The following is a 16,610-nucleotide window of genomic DNA, read 5'->3' as shown; positions in this document are numbered from 1 at the left end:
TGTCATCGATTCGAGGAGACCATCCATGGCCGTCGACCGTCGGACGATCATCGGGGCCGGGACCGCCGCCACCGTCCTGACCGTTTTCGGCGGCGGCGCGGCGCGCGCGGCGACCGGCTCAACTCCCGCCGCCGGAACGGGAGATGCCCGGACGCGCGGCTACGCCTTCCTCGACGCGGCCATGGACGGATACCCGGATCACGGCAGCATCCGTCTGGCCCAGAGCTATGCCGATCAGGCCGGACTCTTCAGCACCGCGTTCACCTACGACAACGCCCTCGCGATCCTGGCCCACCTCGCCCACCCCGGCCGCGCGTCACGCGCCAGAGCCGTGGCGCTCGGTGACGCGCTGCTGTACGCGCAGGCCCACGACCCGCAATACGCGGACGGCAGGTTGCGGCAGGCGTACAACGTGGGGCCGTACGTCTTCTACGACGGCTCGGCGCAGCCGGACGGCTTCGTCCGCGCGGACGGCAGCGTGAACGTCGGCACCCAGTTCGGCTTCACCGGTACGGCCGTCGGGGACATGGCATGGGCGGGCATCGCGCTGGCCGCGCTGGCCGGCCGTACGGGGGCAAGGCGCTTTCTGGCAGGTGCTGTTCGGATCGGCGAGTGGGTGGAGGCGCACGGTCGGACCGATGAGCCGCTCGGCGGCTACAAGTTCGGTGTCGACGGGGCCGATCAGAAGCTTCCCTTCACCTCCACCGAGCACAACATCGATCTGACGTGTCTCTTCGGGCGCCTCGCCCGGCTCACCAAGGACGGTGTCTGGCTGGAGCGGCGGGCACGCGCGGAGGCGTTCCTCGGCAAGATGTGGAACGAGTCCGGCGGGTTCTTCTACACCGGCACCAACGACGGCGTCACGATCAACACCTCCCCGGTGCCGGAGGACACCCAGACCTGGAGCTACCTGTCCCTCCACGACCGCCGCCGTGCCGGGTCGGTGGACTGGGCGGCGGACGAGCTCGCGGTGCTGGACACCGCGGACCGGCCCAACAGCACGGTCCCCGCCGGGCAGTCGTACGAGGGCTTCACCTTCAGCTCGGCGTCCCTCGTGGCCGACGAGGACTCCCCCATCGCACCCTCCCAGCCCAAACCGGACCGCAACGGCGTGTGGTTCGAGGGCACCGCCCACCTCGCCCTGGCCCTGCGGGAACGCCGCGCGGCCGGAGACGAACGGCGTGCCGCTCGCCTGATCGCCTCCATCGAGCGGGCCCAGGACCGGCTCGGCCCGGGTCAGACCGTGGGCAGCAGAGCCCTGCCCGAAAGGTCGGGCGTGGTGTCGGCCAGCAGCCCCTTGGACACCGGCTTCGGCTTCGGCTACTACCCGTACCGGCACACCGGCGCCACGGCCTGGTACCTGCTCGCGGCAGCCCGCGCCAACCCGCTGCGGGGACACTGAGCCGTTCTGCGGGGGCGCTCAGTGTCCTGGCGCGGGCTGCCCTCAGTGCCGTAGCCGGTCGAAGCGGAACGGTGTCAGAGCGTCGGGGCGTCGGCCGGTGACGACGTACTCGGAGAGTTTGTGGCCGGTGACCGGGCCGAGGGTGACGCCGAGCATGCCGTGTCCGGTGGCCACGAACGCGTTGTCGTGGCCGGGGACGCGGTCGATGACCGGGAGCCCGTCGGGGAGGAAGGGCCGGCCGCCGACCCAGGGGTCGCGGATCAGGCCGACCAGGTCGTCCGGGTCGTCGAACCAGCGGCCCAGGTAGTGCCGGCTGGCGAGGGCGACGGCGACCACGCGGCGCCAGTCGAGACGGTTGTTGTTGCCGCTCAGTTCCATCGTGCCGCCGATCCGTGTCGTACCGCCGATCGGCGAGGCGACGGCCCTGCGTTCGCCGAAGTACAGCGTGTGCCGGGGCGCGGGGTCCAGGTCCACCGAGAAGCTGTAGCCCTTGCCCGCCTGGAGGGGCAGCCGGTGTCCCAGCGCCCCGAGCAGGCCGGAGGAGCGCATGCCGGCCGCGATCACGACGGACGCGCACGGTATGTCGCCCAAGTTGGTGCGCACCGCGGTGACTTGGCCCCCGGTGGTCCTGAACCCCACCGCCTCCGCGTTCTCGTGGACCTTCACCCCGGCCGCGGTGAGCGCCTGCCCGAGCCCCTGGGCGAACGCCTCCGGGTCGACCACGCCCTCCCCTTCGACGAGGTAGGCCGCGCGTACCCCGGGCGACAGGGCAGCGTCCAGCAGTCGGGCCTCGTCGCCGGTGGTGACGTCGTCGGGCATCGGGTAGCGGCCGTCCGCCATCTCCCGTTGTACGGCGAGATGGTGGCGGGCCTCGGCCGAGGACAGGAAGGCGTGGACCATGCCGGGACGGGTCAGGGTGGTGTCGACGCCCGCCTCGCGCAGGCCGTCGAAGAGGTCGAAGGTGGTGCGGTTCAGCTCGGCGATCGCCGCGTAGCCGCGCCGGAAGACGGCCGGTGTGCTGCTGCGCCAGAACCGCCACAGCCAGCGGACGAACGCCGGGTCGGGCAGGGGTCGTAGATACAGGGGCGAGTCGGGCCGGCCCAGCGAGCGCAGTGCGTACCGTACGACGCCCGGGGCCGGGACGGGTGTGGAGTGGCTGAGGCAGATCCAGCCCGCGTTGCCCCGGGAGACTCCGGAGCCCAGGCCGCGGCGTTCGACGACCTCCACCGCGAGGCCCGCCTCGGCCAGGTAGTACGCGGTGCACAGGCCCACGACGCCGCCGCCCAGCACCACCACGGGGGCGCTCATGAGGCCGACTCGTACGAGGCGAGGAACTCCCGGGTGCGGACCTGGGCGGGGTGGTCGAGGACGTCCCGCGGTCGGCCTTCCTCCACGATCCGGCCTCCGTCGACGAAGACGACGTGGTCGGACACCTCGCGGGCGAAGGGCAGTTCGTGGGTGACCAGCAGCATCGTCATGCCGTCGGCGGCCAGTTCGCGCATCACTCCGAGCACCTCACGGGTGGCCTCCGGGTCGAGGGAGGAGGTGGGCTCGTCGAAGAGCAGCACTTCGGGCCGGAGCGCCAACGCCCTTGCGATGGCGACGCGTTGCTGTTCTCCGCCGGAGAGCTGGTCGGGCTGGGCGAGACCGCGGTGCGCCACGCCGACCCGGCGCAGCAGCGTGACGGCCCGCTCCAGCGCCTCCGGCTCCGGCACACCGGCCCGGCGCTGCGCCAGGACGACGTTCTCCACGGCCGTGAGGTGCGGGAAGAGGTTGAAGCGCTGGAAGACCATGCCGACGGTGCGGCGCAGCCGGGGCAGGTCGCGGCAGACCATGCGGCCGTCGCTGTGCACGACCTCGCCGGCCACCTCCACCGTTCCCCGGTCGGGGCGTTCGAGGAGGTTGACGCAGCGCATCAGGGTCGTCTTGCCGCCGCCGCTCTGTCCGATGACGCTGACGATGCGGCCGCGGCCGACCTCGAGGTTCACGTCGTCGAGGACCAGGCGGCCGTCGAAGGACTTGCTCAGACCTTCGATCCGGACCACCGCCTCGGTGCGGTCCGTCGGGACGGTCTTCGTCGTTTTCGCCGTGGTCACGGGCTCGGTCATACGGCCGCCTCCTTCGGGTTGGCTGTCGCACCGAGGTCGGCGGCGAGCAGCGCACGGGCGGCGCGCACCCGGCGCCGGCGCCAGGGGGACAGGGGGACGCCGGCGCGTACCTTCCGCTCCAGCAGCAGGAGGAGCTGGGAGAGCGGGTAGCACAGGGCGAAGTAGATGGCCGAGATGACCAGGTACACCTCCAGCGCCCGGAACGTGGACGAGGTGATGAGCCGGCCCTCCGACATCAGCTCGGCGGCCGAGACGGTGACCAGCAGCGAGGTGGACTTGAGCAGGTCGACCAGCATGGTGTTGGTGCCGGGCAGGGCCTGCCGGACGGCCTGCGGCAGGACGACATGGGCGAAGATGCCCGCCTTGCCCAGCCCCAGCGCCTCGCCGGCCTCGGTCTGTCCGGCGTGCACACCGCTGATCGCGGCGCGGAAGATCTCGGACAGGTAGGCGGCGTAGAAGACGATCAGGCTGAGGCATCCGGCGGTGAACACGTCCAGCCGGATGCCTGCCGAGGCCAGACCGAAGTAGGTCAGGAAGATGATGGCCAGCAGCGGGACGTTCTTGAACACCTCGGTGTAGACGGCGGCGACGGTCCGCGCGGGCCAGGCCCTGTTCAGCCGGAGCAGCGCCACGGCCAGGCCGAGGAGGACCGCGCCGACGAAGCTGACCAGGGTGTAGGAAACAGTGCGCCAGAGCGCGTCGAGCAGGTCGGACCGGTAGTCGGACCAAGGGACTTGGAAGAGGCCGGACATGTCATCTCCTCACTGGCCGCTGACTGGCGGATTCACTGGCCGATGGACGGCGGGGTCCAGTCGCTCGGCCGGTCCACGCCGCGGCGCGAGGTGGCGACGTCGGCGGCCGGCTTGAGGAACTGTTCCGGGTCGCCGCCGTACTTCTTCACGAGCTTGGCCATCTCGCCGTTGGTGTACATGGCGTCGATCTGCGCGGAGATCGCCTTCTCCAGCTTGGTGGCCTTCTTGGGGAGGTAGAAGCCCGTCTGGTACGGCTGGAAGTACTCGTAGGCGGGCTTGGCCTTGACCTCGGCGGCGGTCGGCGGCGTCAGGTACTCCGTCTTGATCTTCAGTTCCGGGCGCTGCTTCTGCGCCGCGATGATGATCAGCGGGTCGAGGAAGCCGACGTCGACGCGGCCGGCGCCGAGGTCGTCGAAGACGCCGGTGGCGTCCGGGTAGGCGTGCAGCTTGGCACCGGGCACCGCCTGGATGGACTTGACCCAGACGTAGCCCTCGACGGTGCCCAGGCTGAGGCCCTGGAGGTCGTTGACGGTCTTGTAGGTCTTTCCGCTGCGCACGGCCATCGCCGGGGGCGAGTAGTAGGGCGGGTCGGTGAACAGCCCCTGCTTCTGCCGGTCGGCGGACCAGGCGACACCGCCGATGGTGATGTCGACACGGCGGGACTGCACCCCGGCGAGCATGCCGGCGAAGTCCGTGGTCTGCGGCTTGATCTGCAGGCCCAGCTTCTTGGCCACGTAGGTGAGGATGTCGCCGTCCAGGCCGACGATCCTGCCGCCCTGGACGGTGGTGTACGGCGCGTACGGCTGGACGGCCACCTTGATGACACCGGGCGTGAGCGTGCCCAGGGCGGCGGTCTTCGCGGACACGTTCTTGGGAGCGTCGTCGCCGTCCGAACTACAGGCGGCGACGGTGGAAATCATCAGCATCGCGGACAATGCGACCGCAAGTGAGCGCACACGGATCATCGGCATGGGCCTTCCGAATCGGCCTGGGGAGCCCGCCGTTCACCGCACTGTGCCCCCGGCGGGGATATCGATTGGGGCCATACGCTAGAGATCGGTCCAGTGATGCGTCACCGTTCACTTCGTACGAAGTTGTGGCTGGAATGGCTTGTCCCCCTGTACGGTGCGTCCAACCTCGGCCCGTTCGTCCGACGGGAGGAACAGTTGTGCTCAGCCCGTCACTCGCGCAGGAGATCGCCGGGGACACGTCCGCGGTCATCGGCTTCAACGTGCTGATCACTGATGCGCAGGGCATGGTCATCGGCAGTGGTGACAACAGCCGCGTCGGCAGTTTCCACGAGGCGTCGGTCGAGGTCGTCCGCACCCAGGAACCCGCCACGCACAACGCCTCGCAGGCCCAGCAGCTGCGCGGGGTACGCCCCGGCGTCACCCTGCCGCTGGTCGCGGGCGGCCAGGCGGTCGGCACCGTCGGGATCACCGGCACCCCCGCCCAGGTGCGCCGCTTCGGACTGCTCGTGAAGCGCCAGACGGAGATCCTGCTGAGGGAATCCGTGATGCTGCGCTCCCGCCTGCTCTCGGAGCGCGCGGCTGAAAAGCTGCTCGCCGACATCGCCTCGTACGACCCCCAGGTGGTCGAGGGCGACTTCCTCGTCTTCCGTGCCGCCGAGCTCGGCTTCGACCTGCGGCTGCCCCGGCTCGCGGTGGCCATCGAGGTGACCGTGCCCGACGGGGCCGCGCGACGCCGGGGCGCACCCACCCAGGACGTGGCACTGGTCCGCACGGAACTGCTGCGCACCGTCCGTGAGGTCTTCGCCGACCCGCAGGACATCGTCGCCGGTGCGGCTCCGGGACGGATCGGGGTTCTGCACCGCCTGCCGGCCAGGCGCCGCACGGCGTCCCTGGTCACGGACTGCCGACGGGTCGTCGACGTCATCGCCGCGCAGGACGGTCTCGCCGCCCGCGTGGGCATCGGCGAACCGGCCTCCTCCGTGGGCGGCCTGCACGACTCGTACAAGGACGCGTGCGACGCCCTGCGCCTGGGCGGGCGTCCCGCGGACAGCTCGCCCGTGCAGCTGATCGCCGATCTGCGGGTCCACCAGGTCCTGGCCGCGGTGAACCAGTCCGCCCGCACCCGCCTGCTCGACCTCACCACCGGGGACCTGCGCGACCAGCCGGACTGGCCGGCGCTGCGCGACACGATCACCGCCTGGTGCGAGAGCGGATTCAACCTCGTACGGGCCTCCTCCGCCCTGCACATCCACCGCAACACCGTGGTCTACCGGATGAACAAGATCGAGCAGATCACCGGCCGGTCGCTGCGCGAGCACCGCGCCACCATGGCCCTCTACCTCGCCTGCCTCGCGGATCGGCTCGGCAGCGGTTGACGGGCGGGCAGCAGTCAACTCCTGCTGCTGCACACGGCGTTGACACTGCGCACGATCCGGGTAACGGTGAGGGCCCGTCGTGCCCGGAGGTCCTCCATGGCTCCGTCCTCAGCACCTCGTACCGACGCCGGCATCGTCGACCGCGCAACGGCGATCCGTCCATTCGTCCGCGAGCACGCGCTCCGTACCGAGCGGGAGCGGCGGGTGCCGGACGAGGTCGTCTCGGCGCTGACGGACGCCGGGATCTACCGGATGAACGTGCCCCGGCGGTTCGGCGGGTACGAGACCCGGCTGCGCATCCAGGTCGACACGCTGGCCGAGATCGCCGCCGGGTGCGGCTCGACCGCCTTCACGGCCCTGATCCAGGCCGGCTGCTCCTACATCGCGGCGCTCTTCCCCGACGAGGCGCAGGACGAGATCTTCACCAGTCCCGACGTACGGGTCGGCGGCACCCTCATCCCCGACGCCACCGCGGTCGCCACCGCCGACGGGTACCTCGTCAACGGCACCTCCGGGTTCGCGACCGGCTGCCGGCACGCCGACTGGCACCTCCTCACGGCCCGCGTCGAATCGGGTGACGGGCCGCCCGAGGTGCTGTGGACCGCCGTACCCATGACCGAGTTGGAGATCCTCGACGACTGGCACGTCTCCGGGCTGGCGGGCAGCGGAAGCAATAGCGTCGTCGCCCGTGACGTCGTCGTCCCCGCCCATCGTGTCCTGCCCGTCGGGCCCTTGCTGCGCGGTGACTTCCCCTCGAAGACCAACGCTGACGACCCCTTCTACCGGATGCCCGTCCCGCTGCTGTTCTGCGCCTGGACGGCGCCCAACGCACTCGGTCTGGCACGGGCGACGCTGGAGGAGTTCACCGAGCGCATCCATCGCCGGGGCATCACGTACACCTTCCACGAGCGGCAGAACGAAGCGGCGGTCACCCATCTGCAGGCGGCGGAGGCGGCGATGAAGATCTCGTGCGCCGAGCTGCTGACCGCGGAGTTCGTGGACCGGATCGAGTCACGGGCGCGGACCGGCGACCCGTACACCCAGGAGGACCGGGCCCGCATCCGGGCGCAGACCGGCTATGTGGCGCGACTGTGCAAGGAGGCAGTCGACCTGCTCGCGTCCGCCTCCGGAGCGTCCTCCCTGCACCGCGAGGTACCGGTCCAACGGGCCGTACGCGATCTGCACGCCCTGAACCTGCACTCCTTCGTCAACCCCACGACCAACCTGGAACTGTACGGCCGGGTCCTGTCGGGCCTCGACGCGGGTACGCCGTTCCTGTGACCGACGGCCCCCGCGTTCAGGCAGCTTCTGTTAACGCGCGCGGGCCACGTAAAAGCGCCGTTACGTCTTGCCCCGCCCCCGCCAAAGGGTCTTGTGCCTGATCATTTCGCCGATCACTATCTCCCCATCCGGCACACACCCAATCTCGCGGCAGACAGCGGTCGGCTCGTTCCGGCCGGTCTGGGAGGCTCACCCGTGGCGATCCCCGAACCGACCCACACCGGGACCATCGACTTCAACGGCGGGTCCACCTGGTACCGGATCACCGGTGAAGAGGGCAGAACCCCCTTGGTCGTCCTGCACGGTGGACCCGGCGCCGCTCACAACTACACACTGAGCATCGCGGGCATCGCCGGACAGGGCCGCCCCGTGGTGCACTACGACCAGCTCGGCACCGGACTGTCCACCCATCTGCCGGACAAGGGCGCCGACTTCTGGACCGTCCAGCTCTTCCTCGACGAACTCGACAACCTGCTCAAGGCGTTGGGCATCGCCGACTCGTACCACATCCTCGGCCAGTCCTGGGGCGGCATGCTCGCCGCCGAGCACGCCGTACGGCGTCCGTCCGGGCTGCGCGGCCTGGTCATCGCCAACTCCCCCGCATCCATGAAGCTGTGGCTGGCGGGCTGCACCGAACTGCGGGCCGCGCTGCCTCCGGAGGTCCAGCACACCCTGCTCACCCATGAGGCGGCCGGGACCACCGACCACCCCGACTACCGCGCGGCCGAACAGGTCTTCAATGAGCGCCATGTGTGCCGTGTGACCCCCAACCCCCCGGAGGTCCAGGCCACTTGGGACAACATCGCGGCGGATCCGACCGTGTATCACACGATGAACGGGCCGAACGAGTTCCACGTCGTCGGAACCCTCAAGGACTGGTCGGTCGTCGACCGACTGCACCTCATCGACGTACCGACCCTGCTGGTGTCAGGCCGGTACGACGAGGCGACTCCCGAGAGCGTCCGTCCCTACACCGACCACATCCCCGACGTGCGCTGGCACATGTTCGAGCACTCCAGCCACATGCCGCACGTCGAGGAGGAGGAGCTCTACCTCCGGGTCGTGGGCACGTTCCTCGACTCGACCGACTGATCCCCGACGGGAGTTCAGCGCAGGGCAAGTGGCGCGGCCGCGCCGCCCGTTCACGGGTTCTTGCGGCCCACTCCCGCGTACACCCAGTACTCCGACGGGTTGTCCGGGATGAGGTCGTCCGGGTCCGGGCGCCACAGGGGTACGTAGACCAGGCCCGGGTCCACCATGTCGAAGCCGGCGAAGAGGGAGTGGATCTCGTCGTGCGAGCGGGCGGTGACCGGTGAGGTGGCGCGGGACCGGTACAGCTTGCCGACGGCGTCGGCCGTGTCCGGGCGGTCCTGGTTGGTGGCGTGGGTCAGCGCCAGCCAGCTGTCGTCGGGCAGGGCGTCCCGGAAGGCGGCCACGATGCCGGCCGGATTCTCCTCGGGCGTGACGAAGTGCAGGATCGTGATCATCAGTACGGCGACGGGCTGATCGAAGTCGATCAGCTTGTGCACCTGCGGGGCGGCCAGGACGTCGGCCGGCCGCCGGATGTCGGCGTCGACGATGTCCGCGTCCGGGTTGTCGGCGAGCAGCGAGGCGCTGTGGGCCACGGCCACGGGGTCGTTGTCCACGTAGACCACCCGGGCGCCCGGGCTCGCCGCCTGCGCCACCTCGTGGACGTTGCCCTGAGTGGGGATGCCCGAGCCGAGATCGATGAACTGCCGCACCCCGGACTCGACCAGGAAGCGCACGGCCCGTCCGAGGAAGGCACGGTTGGCGCGGGCCAGGGTGCGCACCTGCGGGTCGATGGCCGTGAAGGCCGCCAGGGCCTCGCGGTCGATGGCGAAGTTGTGCTGTCCGCCCAGCATCGCGTCGTACATGCGCGCGACACTGGCCTTGTCCGGATCGGTCCTGGGCGGAATTCCTTCGTTGTCGGTCACTACAACTCCCTTTCCGACCAGGGGCCTTGACGCGTCATCATATAGTTGCCGAGGACGCGCGGCGAGCCACCCTCTTCGCCGTGCGCCCGGAGCCCCCACCCGGAAAGGCACGACCCCTGCGGAACGAACCGCGCAGCCGCACCGACGCCACCCCCGCCGCACTGCCTTCACCCCGTCGGTCGGCCTTCTCTCCCGCGGCGGACGTCATCGGCTCGGAGCTCGACCTGCGGCTGACCGGCAGCCATGTCGTGCACGCGCTGACCCCCGGATTCTGCGATGCGGCGTCGGTCTACCTGCTGGAACGCTGGCTGCGCGAGGAAACCGCGTACACCGCCGCGGACGCGCCCCAGATAGAGGCGCGCCGCCTGGCGCTGCGCGTGGGGACGGACGCGGCCGAGGACTGGGAGGGCGTGCTGCCGGTCGGCGAGGTGATCGTCTTCCCGCGCGAGACGCCGTACGCGCGTGCTCTCACCACCGGGCACGCGCAGTTGCTCGACGCGGTCGACCCGTACACGTCCGACCATCTGGTCGCCTCCGGGGGCGGCGACGCGCGGATCGAGGACCTGCTGCGCATGACGTCCTTTCTCGTCGTGCCGCTGCATCTGCGGGGCACCGCGGTCGGCTTCGTCGCCTGCACCCGCGGCCCGGACCGGGCACCCTTCCGGCCCGCGGACGTGGTGGCCGTGGAGGCGCTGGCCGCACGGGCCGCCATAGCGCTGGACAACGCGCGCCGCTACGAGCACGAGCGCCGCACCGCCCTGGCCATCCGCAACAGCCTGCTGCCCGGCACCGCCCACGAGGTCGAGGGGTGCCGCATCGCCCACGGCTGCCTCCCCGCCGGGCAGGGCAACATCATCGGCGGCGACTGGTTCGACGTGCTGAAACGGCCGGGTGACCGGGTCAGCCTCGTCGTCGGCGACGCCATGGGGCACGGCCCGGAGTCCGCCGTCGCGATGATCCAACTGCGCACCGCCGTCCGCACCCTGGCGGGGCTCGACATCCCTCCCGCGGATCTCGTACGGCGCCTCGACGCGCTCGCGTACGACACCCCGGGAGCCTCCTTCGCGACCTGCATATACGCCGAGTGGGACGCCCGGCGGCACACCTGCACCCTGGTGGGAGCAGGCCATCCTCCCCCACTGCTGCGCGGCTCCGACGGCCGGACCGCGCCGGTCACGCTCACCAGTCCGGGCCTGCCCCTCGGACTGGGCACGGGCAGCTACGAGGCCACCGTGCTGACCGTGGACGAACCGGCCCTGCTGGTGCTCTACAGCGACGGTCTGGTCGAGTCCCGCGACGCCGACATCGACCAGGAGATCATCCGCCTCGCGCACACCCTGGACACGGCCGTGGTCGAGCCCGCGGCCGCCGGCGGCCAGGACCCGCTGCAATCCCTGTGCCAACGGCTGCTGCACACCCCTCCCACCGCGGTCGCCGCGGACGACCGCACGCTGCTGCTCGCCGAGCTGACGCCCACGAAGGCCTGAACGCCCTTCCCCCGGCAGGCTCTCAGGCCGTCAGGTTCGCCCACACGGCGTTCCCGCCGGTGAGTCTGGACCGGTCGACACCCCAGGTGTCCGCGATCTCCTCCACCAGGAGCAGCCCGCGGCCGCTCTCGTCGTCGGGGCCCGGCTCGCACCGGGGCAGACCGCGGCCCGTGTGGTCGTGGTCGTGCACCTCGATACGGAGGCACTCGTCCGTGACGAGCCCGATGCCGCACAGGATCCGCGCGCTGAGAGTGTGCCGTACGGCGTTGGTGGCCAGCTCGGACACGAGCAGGACGGCATCCGCGCACAGGTCGCCCGGCAGCCGCCAGGAGCTCAGCCGCGCGCCGATGGAGCGGCGGGCGACCCTGATGCTGGAGCGGTGGGGCGGCAGTTCGAGCCAGTGCGTTCGGTCCGGGCTCGAGACGTCTAAGAGCTGTGGGGAGGAAGTCGTGTGGGGGGACACGGCAGTTGCCTTCCGTGGAGGGGCGGGCGCGCGGTGAATCGTCGAAACGATTCACGCAAGTAACTATGCTCGCAGGGGAGTTCAAGCTGCAAGCACCTGCCTGATAATTTCATTGGGCCGGTATCCGTCTGGCGACATCATCAAGTCGCTGTCATCCTCGGTCCGGTGACGGTCCATCGGGAGGTAAGGGCGTGAACGAAGGTCGGCCGGGCGCGGGCAACAGCTCCAGTGCACCCACCGTTCTCCGCATGATCCTGGGCCGGCGCCTGCAGGAGCGCCGCCAGGACGCGGGCGCCTCGCTGGAGGACGCGGCCAGGGCCCTGCGGGTGAAGTCCCTGACCATCCGCCGCCTGGAGAAGGCGGAGGTCAGCCTCAAGCCGCTCTACGTGGAGAAGCTGCTCGAGACGTACGGGGCCGACCGGCAGGAGATCGACGAGTTCGTCGACCTGGCCGAGCGGGCCAACGAGCCCGGCTGGTGGCACATGTACCGCGATGCGCTGCCGAGTTGGTTCAGCGGGTACGTGAGCCTGGAGACCGGGGCCACGACGCTGCGCACCTATGAGCCCCACTATGTGACGGGCCTGCTGCAGACCCCCCGGTACGCGCGCGCGGTCTTGCGCGGGGGCCTGCCCAACGGCAGCGAGGAGGACCTTCAGCGGCGGGTGGATCTGCGGCTGCGCCGCCAGGGCCTGCTGGAGAGATCCGACGCCCCCACGCTGTGGGTGGTGATGGAAGAGGCCGTGCTGCACCGGGTGGTGGGCGGCTCCGAGGTGATGCGGGAGCAGATCGACCGGCTCCTGGAGGTCTCGGAGCTGGAGCACGTCAGCGTCGACGTCGTGCCGTTCACCGCGGGCGCCCATGTCGGCGCGTGTGCCCCCTTCACGTACTTCCGGTTCGAGGAGCCGGAGCTGCCCGACATCGTCTACAGCGAGATCCTCTCCGGTGCCATGTACCTGGACCAGCGCTCGGACGTGGCGGCCCATCTGGAGGCGCACAACCGCATGTCCCTGCTGACCTCGGACGCGGACAGCAAGGCGCTCCTGAACCGCATGCGAAAGGAGTACTCATGACCACCATCGACGGCAGTGTCTGCGACATCTACAACGGAATGCCGGCGACCGACCTCGGTGAGCAGGGCTGGGAGTCTCCGTGGAGCGGTCCCAACGGGGGCCAGTGCGTCCAGACGAAGCAACTCGCCGACGGCCGCGTGGCGCTGCGGCAGTCGACCGATCCCGCCGGCCCCGCGCTGATCTACACCCCGGAGGAGATCACCGCGTTCGTCGCGGGGGTCAAACGGGGTCTCGCCGATCATCTGACGGCCGGCTGACCCACCAGGACCAGCGGGAAGGACCCGGGCCCGCCGGCCGCGACCTGCCCGACACACCCCCACGCACACCGTTGAAAGGGACAGGATGACCAACTCGCACGCCGCGCGGGAGATCGACACCAGCAGGCCCCACTCCGCCCGGATGTACGACTACTACCTCGGCGGCAAGGACCACTTCGAGGTCGACAAGCAGGCGGCCGAGACCGTCGCCGGGGCCTACCCCGGCATCTTCGTGTGCGCCCGCGAGAACCGGGCCTTCATGCACCGCGCCACCCGCGTCCTCGCCCAGGAGCACGGCATCCGCCAGTGGCTGGACATCGGGACCGGCATCCCCACCGAGCCGAACCTGCACCAGGTGGCCCAGTCCGTGGTCCCCGAGGCGCGGGTGGTCTACGCCGACAACGACCCCCTCGTCCTCAAGTACGCCGAGCGCCTGATGCGCAGCACGGCCCAGGGCCGCACGACGTACATCGAGGCGGACGTCAACGACCCGGCCGCGCTGCTGAACGCCCCCGCGCTGGCCGAGGTCCTGGACATGAACCGGCCCGTGGCCCTGTCGCTCAACGCCCTGATGCACTTCGTGACGGACGCGCAGGACCCGTACGGCATCGTGGAGCGTCTGCTGGCCGTCCTTCCCTCGGGCAGCGCGCTGGCCCTGAGTCACTGCACGCCCGACTTCGACCCGGCCACCTGGCAGAAGGTCACCGACATCTACAACAGTGCCGGCACACCGGTGCAGTTCCGCTCGCAGAAGGACGTCGCCCGCTTCTTCAGCGGGCTCGACCTGCTCGAGCCCGGCATCTCGGTCGGCCACCGCTGGCGCCCGGACGGTGAGGTCACCGACACGGACGCCGAGGTCAGCCTGTGGACCGGGGTGGGCATCAAGCCGTAGCCGGCGAGGCTTTTTCGGGGGTGTCGGAAGGCCCCGGGCCCGAGCGGGTCCGGGGCCTTTGGGCGGTTGCGCGGCGGACGGGTCAGGGCTGGACGGGCTTGCCGCGTCCCCAGGCCCAGGCGAGGCGGTCGGCTCCGGACTGGTTGGTGGTGGCCAGCCAGGGGCGGGCGGCGTCGCCGATCAGCTTCTGGATCGAGTAGGTGTCGTCGGTGCGCAGACCGGGCCAGTAGACGGACCCCATGCCGAGCTTGCGGAAGGTGTCGGTGTCGGCCTGGATGAAGTTGATCGAGTTGTTGGTGGCGTCCGGCTTGTTGTAGTCGAGGCCGGTGGTCATCGGGGCACCGAACTCGTCGGCGACGGTGCGGCTCGCGCAGGTGCCGATGCGCTCCTTGAGGTCGGCCACCCACTGGTCGTAGGTGGCGTAGTCCTTCCAGAAGCCGTAGTGGTGCAGCGACAGGTAGGTGCCCTTCAGGCGCGGGTCGGCGCAGACCGAGGTGACGTGGTCGTTGTAGCCGGCGCCGCTGACGAAGACCCGGTTGCGCGGGACCGACGGGTAGGTCGCGAGCCACTTGGCGGCGAGGTCGGCCCACTCGGTGTCGGTGTAGCCGTGCGGCTCGTTCATCGGCTCGAAGTAGACGTGCTGGTCGTGCTTGTACGCCTTGACGACGGTGTTCCACATCGGCCAGTAGGTGGCCTCGTCGTCGATGAAGCCGTCCTTCTGGGTGCCCGTGCCCTCCCAGTAGGAGACGATGACCTTGAAGCCCTGGTCCGAGGCCGCGTCGATGACACCGCGATACGACTTCCAGTAGGAGCCGTTGACCGTGTACGGGTTGATGGGCAGCCGGACGGTGTTGGCACCGAGATTGGCGCGGAACGCGGCGATGACCCGGCTCGCCTTGGCGTAGGTCTGGGCGTAGGTGTCGGAGAGCGACAGGCCGGACAGGACGACGGGGTCGTCGGCGTAGTTGTCGCGGGGGTCGGCCCAGTTGACGCCCTTGAACTGGGTCGTGTTCGTGCCCGTGCCCGGGGCCGCGGCGGAGGCGGGGGTGGCGGCGAGGGTCGTACCGCTGATCGCGGTGAGCGCGACCGACACGAAGGCGCCGCGCAGGCGGGGGGTGAACCGGGTTCTGGTGGGGGTCTTGCGCATCAACGTGCCCTTTCAGGAGATGGCGGCTCGGCACCTGGGGCTGCATGAGCGGCCACCGAGAGACGTGCCGGGCGGTTGTGCAGGAGTTTCGGCTCACCGTCGGCGTACTCGGCAGCGTGTTTACGTAACCATCCCTTTCGCGGCAAGGGCTGGCGGGATCTCCGACAGGTCTGGTCACGCGGCGATGTTTACGTAAACTCGAAGGCGTCGGAATCGTGGCATCCGCTCCAGCGGCCGTCAAGATGTCCCACGCGTAACATCCCGTGCGTCGAGGGAGCAGGGAGTGGTGCGGATATGGAGCTGAACGAGCCGGAGCAACGGGTCTCCGTCCCCGGGGGCGGGGCGCAGCGGGGCGGCTCCGGTGTGCCCGGTGGGCGCCGCAAGCAGCGGGTCTCGATGGCCGATGTCGCCAAACTCGCGGGGGTCTCGTCGCAGACGGTCTCGCGCGTCTCCAACGGCCATGCCGGGGTGATCAGTTCGACCCGGGAGCAGGTGCTCGCGGCGATGCGGGAGCTGGGCTACCGGCCCAACAGCGCGGCGCGCGCCCTGCGTTACGGCCAGTTCAACACCATCGGCGTGATCCTCTTCAGCCTGTCCTCGACGGGCAACAGCCGCACCGTGGAGGCGATCGCCACGCATGCCGCGGACGAGGGGTACGCGATCACGCTGATCCCCATCGACGTCCCGACCCAGGACAACGTGCTGGGGGCCTTCACGCGCATGGGCGAGCTGGCCGTCGACGCGGTCATCGTCATCATGGAGATCCATCTGCTGGACACCGCCACGGTGCAGCTGCCGCCCGGCGTGCACGTCGTCGTCGTGGACTCCGACGCCGGCGACCGCTACAGCGTGGTGGACACCGATCAGGCCGACGGCGCCCGCAAGGCCGTGAGCCATCTGCTCGACCTGGGCCACCGCACCGTCTGGCACCTGACCGGCCCCGAGACGTCCTTCGCCGGGCAGCGCCGCACCCAGGCCTGGCGCGCGGTCCTGGAGGAGGCGGGACGCCCGGTGCCGCCGCCCCTGCACGGCGACTGGTCCGCCGAGTCCGGCTATACGGCCGGCCTCGCGCTCGCCGAACTGCCCGACTGCACCGCCGTGTTCGCCTCCAACGACCAGATGGCGCTGGGGCTGCTGCGCGCCTTCCACGAGCGCGGTCTGACCGTGCCCGCGGACGTCAGCGTCGTCGGCTTCGACGACATCCCCGACGCCGCGTTCTTCGTCCCGCCCCTCACCACCGTCCACCAGGACTTCGCGGAGGTCGGCCGCCGCTGCGTCCAGGGCGCCCTCGAACAGATCCGCACCCGTGGCGGTTCGCAGGCCGGCACCGATCTCGTCCCGACCAGCCTGGTGATCAGACACAGCACAGCGGCGCCGCCCGACCGACGCAAGTGACGGTGCTCTTCCCTGACGGTGCGCTCCTCCGCGACTGTGCTCTTGCGCACAACC

16 protein-coding genes are annotated in these 16,610 nt (G+C 70.4%); 9 read left to right on the top strand and 7 right to left on the bottom strand.

Annotated features, from left to right (window positions below; genetic code table 11):
* Positions 1-25: 25 nt before the first annotated feature.
* Positions 26-1,402 carry a Tat pathway signal sequence domain protein gene (locus OG303_RS44595; RefSeq protein ID WP_405875707.1) on the top strand — a complete coding sequence of 459 codons (1,377 nt, stop codon included), beginning with the start codon at positions 26-28 and terminating at the stop codon, positions 1,400-1,402.
* 42 nt (positions 1,403-1,444) lie between these two features.
* Here the strand turns inward: OG303_RS44595 and OG303_RS44590 are convergent, their stop codons facing one another.
* The 4 genes from OG303_RS44590 to OG303_RS44575 are packed head-to-tail and all read right to left on the bottom strand — an operon-like array spanning position 1,445 to position 5,188.
* Positions 1,445-2,710, bottom strand: coding sequence for an NAD(P)/FAD-dependent oxidoreductase (locus OG303_RS44590; protein WP_405875706.1), 1,266 nt, complete (start codon positions 2,708-2,710; stop codon positions 1,445-1,447).
* Positions 2,707-3,510: an amino acid ABC transporter ATP-binding protein gene (locus tag OG303_RS44585; protein WP_405875705.1), complete on the bottom strand. Its 804-nt coding sequence runs from the start codon at positions 3,508-3,510 to the stop codon at positions 2,707-2,709. The genes OG303_RS44590 and OG303_RS44585 overlap by 4 nt, the downstream gene beginning before the upstream one ends.
* Entirely contained in the window at positions 3,507-4,262 is a 756-nt protein-coding gene (locus tag OG303_RS44580) for an amino acid ABC transporter permease (protein ID WP_405875704.1), read from the bottom strand. Before OG303_RS44580 ends, OG303_RS44585 begins: the two co-directional genes overlap by 4 nt.
* 32 nt (positions 4,263-4,294) lie before the next feature.
* On the bottom strand, positions 4,295-5,188 hold the full coding sequence (locus tag OG303_RS44575; protein ID WP_405875703.1) for a substrate-binding periplasmic protein: 894 nt from the start codon (positions 5,186-5,188) through the stop codon (positions 4,295-4,297).
* A 242-nt stretch (positions 5,189-5,430) separates the two neighbouring features.
* Here OG303_RS44575 and OG303_RS44570 point away from each other — a divergent pair, with 242 nt between their 5' ends.
* From OG303_RS44570 to OG303_RS44560, 3 genes are all read left to right on the top strand, one after another.
* Complete coding sequence (locus OG303_RS44570) at positions 5,431-6,609, top strand: CdaR family transcriptional regulator (RefSeq protein ID WP_405875702.1); 1,179 nt, start codon at positions 5,431-5,433, stop codon at positions 6,607-6,609.
* 96 nt (positions 6,610-6,705) lie between these two features.
* Positions 6,706-7,890: a flavin-dependent monooxygenase gene (locus tag OG303_RS44565; protein WP_405875701.1), complete on the top strand. Its 1,185-nt coding sequence runs from the start codon at positions 6,706-6,708 to the stop codon at positions 7,888-7,890.
* 195 nt (positions 7,891-8,085) lie between these two features.
* Entirely contained in the window at positions 8,086-8,982 is an 897-nt protein-coding gene (locus tag OG303_RS44560; RefSeq protein ID WP_405875700.1) for a proline iminopeptidase-family hydrolase, read from the top strand.
* A 50-nt stretch (positions 8,983-9,032) separates the two neighbouring features.
* Here the strand turns inward: OG303_RS44560 and OG303_RS44555 are convergent, their stop codons facing one another.
* The gene (locus OG303_RS44555) at positions 9,033-9,845 is read right to left on the bottom strand and encodes an SAM-dependent methyltransferase (RefSeq protein ID WP_405875699.1); all 813 of its coding nucleotides are present in this window, start codon (positions 9,843-9,845) and stop codon (positions 9,033-9,035) included.
* An 80-nt stretch (positions 9,846-9,925) separates the two neighbouring features.
* Here OG303_RS44555 and OG303_RS44550 point away from each other — a divergent pair, with 80 nt between their 5' ends.
* Positions 9,926-11,332: a PP2C family protein-serine/threonine phosphatase gene (locus OG303_RS44550; RefSeq protein WP_405875698.1), complete on the top strand. Its 1,407-nt coding sequence runs from the start codon at positions 9,926-9,928 to the stop codon at positions 11,330-11,332.
* Positions 11,333-11,354: 22 nt separating this feature from the next.
* Here OG303_RS44550 and OG303_RS44545 read toward each other — a convergent pair whose 3' ends face one another.
* Positions 11,355-11,795 (bottom strand): ATP-binding protein, encoded by a 441-nt coding sequence (locus OG303_RS44545; protein WP_405875697.1) that lies wholly within the window; start codon positions 11,793-11,795, stop codon positions 11,355-11,357.
* Between the two features lie 191 nt (positions 11,796-11,986).
* Between OG303_RS44545 and OG303_RS44540 the strand changes: the two genes are divergently transcribed.
* The 3 genes from OG303_RS44540 (at position 11,987) to OG303_RS44530 (ending at position 14,014) form a co-directional block, all read left to right on the top strand.
* A complete protein-coding gene (locus OG303_RS44540) occupies positions 11,987-12,865 on the top strand; it encodes a helix-turn-helix domain-containing protein (protein ID WP_405875696.1) in 879 nt (292 codons plus the stop codon).
* Positions 12,862-13,122, top strand: coding sequence for a DUF397 domain-containing protein (locus OG303_RS44535; protein ID WP_405875695.1), 261 nt, complete (start codon positions 12,862-12,864; stop codon positions 13,120-13,122). The genes OG303_RS44540 and OG303_RS44535 overlap by 4 nt, the downstream gene beginning before the upstream one ends.
* Positions 13,123-13,207: 85 nt before the next feature.
* Positions 13,208-14,014 (top strand): SAM-dependent methyltransferase, encoded by an 807-nt coding sequence (locus OG303_RS44530; protein WP_405875694.1) that lies wholly within the window; start codon positions 13,208-13,210, stop codon positions 14,012-14,014.
* A gap of 82 nt (positions 14,015-14,096) precedes the next feature.
* On the opposite strand, the gene OG303_RS44525 is transcribed toward OG303_RS44530, so the two are convergent.
* The gene (locus OG303_RS44525; protein WP_405875693.1) at positions 14,097-15,161 is read right to left on the bottom strand and encodes a glycoside hydrolase family 5 protein; all 1,065 of its coding nucleotides are present in this window, start codon (positions 15,159-15,161) and stop codon (positions 14,097-14,099) included.
* Positions 15,162-15,455: 294 nt separating this feature from the next.
* Here OG303_RS44525 and OG303_RS44520 point away from each other — a divergent pair, with 294 nt between their 5' ends.
* A complete protein-coding gene (locus tag OG303_RS44520; protein ID WP_405875692.1) occupies positions 15,456-16,556 on the top strand; it encodes a LacI family DNA-binding transcriptional regulator in 1,101 nt (366 codons plus the stop codon).
* Positions 16,557-16,610: the final 54 nt, after the last annotated feature.

Origin of the sequence: Streptomyces sp. NBC_00005, from assembly GCF_045160215.1 — a bacterium.
In the GTDB taxonomy this organism is placed as follows: Bacteria; Actinomycetota; Actinomycetes; order Streptomycetales; family Streptomycetaceae; genus Streptomyces.
This window is presented reverse-complemented; position numbering and strand designations above follow the sequence as displayed.